General features: G+C 62.1%; 3 protein-coding genes and 1 pseudogene. 3 read left to right on the forward strand and 1 reads right to left on the reverse strand.

Features of this window, described 5'->3' with window-relative positions:
* Positions 1 to 679, reverse strand: a pseudogene (locus AC5LBQ_RS09155) (MMPL family transporter); the annotation flags it as partial.
* A 116-nt stretch (positions 680 to 795) separates the two neighbouring features.
* On the opposite strand from AC5LBQ_RS09155, the gene AC5LBQ_RS09160 reads away from it, so the two are divergent.
* From AC5LBQ_RS09160 to AC5LBQ_RS09170, 3 genes are all read left to right on the forward strand, one after another.
* Positions 796 to 2,625, forward strand: a complete 1,830-nt coding sequence (locus AC5LBQ_RS09160) for a cell wall-binding repeat-containing protein (protein WP_493265291.1) — start codon at positions 796 to 798, stop codon at positions 2,623 to 2,625.
* 88 nt (positions 2,626 to 2,713) lie between these two features.
* A complete protein-coding gene (locus AC5LBQ_RS09165) occupies positions 2,714 to 3,385 on the forward strand; it encodes a VTT domain-containing protein (RefSeq protein ID WP_493265292.1) in 672 nt (223 codons plus the stop codon).
* Between the two features lie 4 nt (positions 3,386 to 3,389).
* On the forward strand, positions 3,390 to 6,335 hold the full coding sequence (locus tag AC5LBQ_RS09170) for an FAD-binding and (Fe-S)-binding domain-containing protein (protein ID WP_493265293.1): 2,946 nt from the start codon (positions 3,390 to 3,392) through the stop codon (positions 6,333 to 6,335).
* Positions 6,336 to 6,596 lie beyond the last annotated feature (261 nt).

Consider the following 6,596-nt stretch of genomic DNA (forward strand, 5'->3'; position numbering starts at 1 on the left):
TGGCGGCGAGCTGCTGGGCTTTCGCCGCGGCCGCCTCGGCTTGCGCCTTCAACTCCTGGGCCTTCGCCCCCGCCTCCCGCGCTTTCGCACCCGCCGCCTCGGCTTGCGCCTTCAACTCCTGGGCCTTCGCACCCGCCTCCTGCGCTTTCGCACCCGCCGCCTCGGCTTGCGCCTTCAACTCCTGGGCCTTCGCACCCGCCTCCTGCGCTTCACGCCCCAGGGCTTTGGCTTGGTTTCCCAGGCTGGTGGCGCGATTGCCCAGCTCGGTCGCTTTCGCACCCAGGGCTCGCGCCTGATTAGCCAGCGTCTGAGCCGGATCTCCAGCGGCTCTTGCCTCATCGCCGAGCTTCTTGGCTTCATCCCCCTGATTCTCGGCCTGAGCCTGCATCTCATCCAGCTTACTAGCCAGCTTGGGCGCCTGCTCCAGCTCCGCGCGCAAATCAACCCCGGAAACATAGGCCATCACGGAATAGGCCGCGGTCTGGTGACTTTCCACCATGACTTGCCCAGTATGAGACTCGGAAGGGGTCGCCTGGGGTACATCAGAAATGAGCCGATTCCACAAGGGATCTCCAAACCCGGTCACCGCGCTCAGTGCGGTGGCGATAACCACCAAAATCCAAAATGCCAGAACTCGCTTCGGCCTGAGGGCCAGAAAACGAGCGAGCTTGACATACATATATCAAATGTACCCAGACCGCGTGGGAGTCGCACCCGGAATGGAACTCTGTTTTTGTCCGGTCACGAAACCGCTATGGTTGGATAAAACCCCGTCTATAGTCGATAATTGACCTCATGGTCCCTGGTTTCACGCAACGCCGCCCCCTGTGGCTTCCGGCGCTATTCATGTTGGTTTTCGCTCTCGTTGGTATTGGTCCGGTCGCGCCCGCACAAGCCGGGACCAGCGACACCCCGCCAGGTTACCCGCCAACCGAGGTTCACCGGCTCCTCCCGCCCACCCCTGCTGACCAACTCGACCACGCGACACCCCTTGTGAACTCCCCAGAAAAGGGCTCCACCCAGGCCGGACAGATTCCTGACCCGCACCCCGCCACCGTCCAGATTGTTATCGGACCGGGTCCGGACGGAATGGCGTCCATGTGCTCCGGAGTTTGGGTCGCGCCCAACATGGTGCTGACCGCGGCTCACTGTTTTAAGAACTTGCCCCAAGGGCCGGCGCGGGTTTTTGCTGCTAACTCTCAAGTTCCCGGCAGCAAACCCCTAGCCACCGGCGTAACTTGGGACAGCACCACGCAAGGCGACGTGGCACTGATGGTTACCACCCCGGCAAATCACCCCATCGCCCCGATCAGCGCGGCGGTGCAACCTCCCAGCACTCCCCTGCATATTTGCGGGCAAAACTACATCATTAAGGAATCCTCCACCATCGACGGTGTCTCCCAAATGATTGGCGGCAAAGCAAACTACTGCGCCAACGTCAACACTTTGGATGCCCACACTGCCCAGCGTTTCCAGATTCCCGCTGGTGGCAACATCCTGGCCACCGTGCCGATGGCGGTAGATAAAGGCGACTCTGGCGGTCCTCTGTACAATGCGGCTGGCGAGGTGGTCGGCATCACCAGCTCAAAATCCAATGCGTCCTTCACGAACAACAGCGAACAGCTGCTGTTTAACGCCGCCTCGCCGATGTCGCGTTTTGCCCCCTGGCTGATGAGTTTAGGGGTGCCGGTGCGCGGCGCGAGCAGCGGCACTTTGGAGTTCAAGCAACTCCCGCCGCACATTACGCGGGTCAGTGGCGCCAACCGGATGGATACTTCCGGGATGATTGCCGACGCTTCGCCCAACGTGGAAACGCTGATTCTCACCACCGGTTTGATTGCCGCTGACGGTTTGGCCGCAACGCAGCTGGCCGGGGTCACCAGCTCCGCGTTGGTGCTGTCGAACTCCCGCGACCACTTGGATCCCCAAGCCCTGAAAGCCCTAGATAAATTCGGGCTGCGTCGGGTCGTGCGCGTAGGCGGGACCGTGGGGCTGAGCGCTGCCGACCGGGCGCTGATTCAGGCTAAAGGTCTGGAATTGGTGGAACTCATCGGCGCGGATCGTTTTGACACCGCCCGGATAGTCGCGCAATATCGCGATTCTCTGGGAGGTGCGCCCAGCGCGGTCTTGGTGGCTGACGGCATCAACTTCCCTGACGCCCTGGCTGCCGGAGCCGCGGCCGGAGCGCTGCAGGCCTCCCTGGTGCTGTCTAGCGGAAACACCCTCCCCCCTGCCACCCAAGGCTACCTGAACCCCCTTTTGACCAGCACTAAAATCATCACGGTCGGCGGTCCGGCGCAGTCTGCCGTCGCTTCGGCCGGTATCAACGCGAGCGCGACCTACACCGGGGCGGATCGCTACGAAACCGCCCTCGGCCTCGCCACCAGCCTTGACCTGGGACACGGCGTAAACGGACTGGTGATGGTGTCGGGACGGAACTTCCCGGACGCCCTTTCCGCCGGAGCCTACACGGTCAAGCAAGGCGCGAAACTTGTGCTGGTACCTCCGGCCGGGTCGAAACCCGCGTTCTTGCAGGGCTTGTGGGCCTCCGCCGGCTCCCACGGTGTCATCGTGGGCGGCGCCGGCGCGTTGCCCGACCAGGACGTAGCGTGGGCGCTGCAATAGCCGCCCGTTTGCCGTTTACCGCCGGCAGTTAGCCGTTTGTGCCTGCGGCCCGAATCCCCGACTGTCGACATTAACTAAGATTGGAACCATGGTTTTCACTGCGACTTTGCTGGACTGGCTGAAAGACCCCGGCGCCCTGTTGGAACACCTCATCTCGGCTTACGGGGTGTGGATGGTGGCCATCGTCGCCCTCATCGTGTTCATCGAGTCAGGAGTGCTATTCCCGGTGCTTCCCGGAGATTCGATGCTGTTCGCGCTGGGTTTGCTGCAAGACCGGATGCCGGTGAACCTCGCTGTGATTCTGTTCGTGCTGATTGTGGCGGCAATCGCCGGAGCTCAGGTCGGCTACTGGTTCGGACTGCTGTTTGGTGAACGGTTTTTCAAACCCGACGCGCGCGTGCTGAAAACCGAGTATTTGCAGACTGCCCAAGTGTTCTTTCGCAAGTGGGGTGGGCCGGCGGTAGTGTTGGGGCGTTTCGTTCCTTTCGTGCGCACTTTCGTGCCTATCGCGGCCGGAATCGGCCGTTACGGCTGGGCGCATTTCACCCTGTGGAATGTCATCGGCAGTATCGCCTGGACCGGCGTGTTCATCGTCGCCGGTATTTCGCTCGGGGGAGTGCCCTTTATCCGCAACAACGTGGAGCTCATCGCCGTCATCATCATCGCGGTTTCAGTCATTCCTATCGCGTTGGGGATTGCGAAAAAGGCATTGGGCAAAGCCCCGGATAGCCAGGAGACTGGGAAAAGTAACATACACTAGGGCCATGGTGAAATACCTCCAAGACCCCTTGAACCGGGCCATTTACGCAACGGATGCCTCAAACTATCGCATCGTGCCCGACCGGATCGCCCAACCGGAGAACCTTGACCAGCTGCGCGACACGATTTTGGAAGCCCTGTCCGCTGGCGTGCCCCTGACGATGCGCGGCCGGGGAACCTCATGTTCCGGCAACTCTATCGGGCCTGGCCTGGTCATTGATACGTCTCACCACTGCAACCGGATTCTGTCCCTCGACCCCTCCGCGCGCCAGATTACGGTGGAGCCGGGGGTGGTACTCGCCGATATTCAAAAGGCCGGAGCGCCCTTTGGTCTGCGATTTGGGCCTGACCCGTCCACCTGGACGCGGGCCACCGTTGGGGGTTCGATTGGCAACAACGCCTGCGGCCCGCACGCCCAAGCCTGGGGTCGCGTGGCAGACAATGTCATTTCGATGGACGTTATCGATGGTTTTGGGCGGGAATTTCGCGCCACTTCGGGCGAGGGCGCGCTTGACGTAGTGCCGGGTTTACAGCGTTTAGTTGACGAAAACCTGGCGTTGATTCGCACGGAATGCGGGCGTTTTCACCGGCAAGTTTCGGGCTATTCCCTGGAACACCTGCTGCCGGAAAACGGGCGCGACCTGGCCAAATTCTTGGTGGGCAGCGAGGGGACCCTGGTCAGCGTGCTGCGCGCTACGCTCCGTTTGGTGCCCGTGCCGACCGCGCCGGTGCTGGTGGTGCTGGGCTACCCCGACATGATTGCCGCTGCCGCTGATGTGCCGCTGATTAATGACTTTTCTCCCCTCGCGGTGGAGGGCATGGATTCGCGTCTGGTTTACACTTTGGCGCACAAGCCGGGGGTCGGCGAGTTGCCCGAACTGCCGGAAGGCAACGCTTGGCTACTGGTAGAGATGGGCAGCGCCACCGCGGACCTGGAGACAACCCTGGCTCGTGCCAATGACCTAGCACAAGCCGCCAACACCCGCGCCACCCTAGTGCTGCCCCCCTCCACGCAAGCCACGAAACTTTGGCGGATTCGCGCCGATGGGGCCGGGTTGGGCGGGCGGACCCCGTTGAACCCGGACAGCAGTGGTAACGACCCGGCCTGGCCGGGCTGGGAGGACGCGGCGGTTCCACCCCAGAATTTGGCCGCTTATTTGCGAGATTTCACTGATTTGATGCGGGAAATGAACGTGGACGGAATGCTTTATGGGCATCTCGGGGACGGCTGTCTGCATGTGAGATTGAACCTGCCATTGGGGGCGAAGGCTGGGCAAGGGCGTTCTCGGGAGTTCCTGGAGCGTGCCGCTGACCTGGTCGGTAAACATCACGGCTCGCTTTCGGGCGAGCACGGGGACGGCCGAGCCCGCTCCGAATTGTTGCCGCGAATGTATTCCCCCGCGCTGATTCGTTTATTTAAGCAGGTCAAAGCGCTGTTTGACCCACGGGGTTTGATGAATCCGGGGGTGCTGGTGGATCCCGATCCATTGGACGCGAACCTGCGGCTGGCGGGGGCTCGGACCATTCCGGCCCTGCCTGGTTCGGGCTTTACTTTTCCGAAAGACACGGACTTTACCGCGGCCGTGCATCGCTGCACCGGCGTTGGCAAATGTTTGGCAATGAACCAGGTCAACGGTGCTTGGATGTGTCCCAGCTACCTGGCTACCGGCCAAGAACGGGACGCCACGCGCGGGCGCGCCCGGGTACTGCAAGAAGTCACGAACGGCACACTCATTCGGGATTTCCGCGACCCGAACCTGTTACGCGCCCTAGATTTATGTCTGGCGTGTAAGGCCTGTTCCGCGGCCTGCCCGACCGGGATTGACATGGCGGCCTATAAGTCCGAGTCGCTGTATCGGGCCTATCGCCGGAGATTGCGGCCGCGTTCGCATTATCTGTTGGGTCGTCTGCCGGGCTGGCTACGTTTGGCGCGCCGGATACCCGGCGGTGCGGGCCTGGCCAACAGTGTTTTCGGGGTCGCGTGGATTCGCCACCTGGTGTTTCGGATGTTTGGGCTGGATCCGCGCCGTCAGATGGCGCATTTTAACCCTGAGTCGTTCCGGACTTGGGCGAGGCGGCGCGGAGGAAACGCTGCGGAACCGGAAATTGGGGCGAACGGGCTTGTGAATGCGGATATGAGGCAGACGCCGGAGGCTACGGGACAGGTCAATGTCGTTGCCTCGGCAGCACGCGCCAACAGCCAGCCCGCTCCCGAAGCTAAACCGTGGGTGGCGGTGTGGGCGGATTCTTTCTCAGAAGGGATCGCCCCCGACGGTGCCAAGGCCGTGGTGGAGCTGCTAGAAACGGCGGGATACCAGGTTTATCTTCCGCCCCAAGCCTGCTGCGGGCTGACCTACGTGACGACCGGACAGCTGGACAAAGCCCGGCGCAACATGCGGCGCTTGTGCCAGATTCTGGGGCCGCTGGCGGTCAACGGGATACCGATTGTCGGCGTGGAGCCGTCCTGCACCGCGACCCTGCGCGACGACCTGGAACGTTTACTGCCCGACGATCCCCGTGCCCAGTCGATTGCCCAGGCCACGTGTACTTTGGCCGAACTGCTCAGCAACCCGGACACCGCGCCGAACCCGGACGTATGGAAGCTGCCGGATTTGCGAGGCGTGCAGGTTGTCGCTCAGCCACATTGCCACCACTACAGCGTCCTGGGTTGGGAAACCGATCGCAAGTTGCTGGCTGCCACCGGAGCGGAAGTTGTGGAACTGGCGGGCTGCTGCGGAATGGCGGGCAATTTCGGCATGGAACGCGGTCATGTCGAGGTGTCGAAACGGATTGCGGAACACGCTTTGCTGCCCGCCCTGCGCGAACACCCGAACGCGATTTTCCTGGCTGACGGCTTCAGTTGCCGCACCCAGGCGGAACAGCTGGCCGGCAGCCACGGGATTCACCTGGCGCGTCTGCTGCTGGGCCCCAGCTCCCGCGTCGAAGCCTAACCCCCTGTTATCAGGGCACAGCGGTATATCGCGAGGTGTGGTGGGGTTCGGGCTGGGTGTGATGCTATTTGGTGATTAAATCGGGGTTGCTGGTCTATATGGTCACGTACCCCTGTTTAATCACCGATTTCAATCAAAAACCGCTGGAGTCGCGAGGTCTGGCGGCGTTCGGGGCCTCTCAGTCGCAGAAATACTTGGAAAGCTGCGCTTTCCGTACCGCTTCCTGGACTTTGGCAATGCAAGCGAGCTTGCGCTGCCAAA

The organism is Mobiluncus sp., from assembly GCF_985070215.1.

What these genes read in the sequence shown, in the direction of transcription:
- AC5LBQ_RS09170 (WP_493265293.1), top strand. Translation starts at nt 3,390, where the DNA reads ATGGTGAAATACCTCCAAGACCCCTTGAACCGGGCCATTTACGCAACG.
- AC5LBQ_RS09160 (WP_493265291.1), top strand. Translation starts at nt 796, where the DNA reads ATGGTCCCTGGTTTCACGCAACGCCGCCCCCTGTGGCTTCCGGCGCTA.
- AC5LBQ_RS09165 (WP_493265292.1), top strand. Translation starts at nt 2,714, where the DNA reads ATGGTTTTCACTGCGACTTTGCTGGACTGGCTGAAAGACCCCGGCGCC.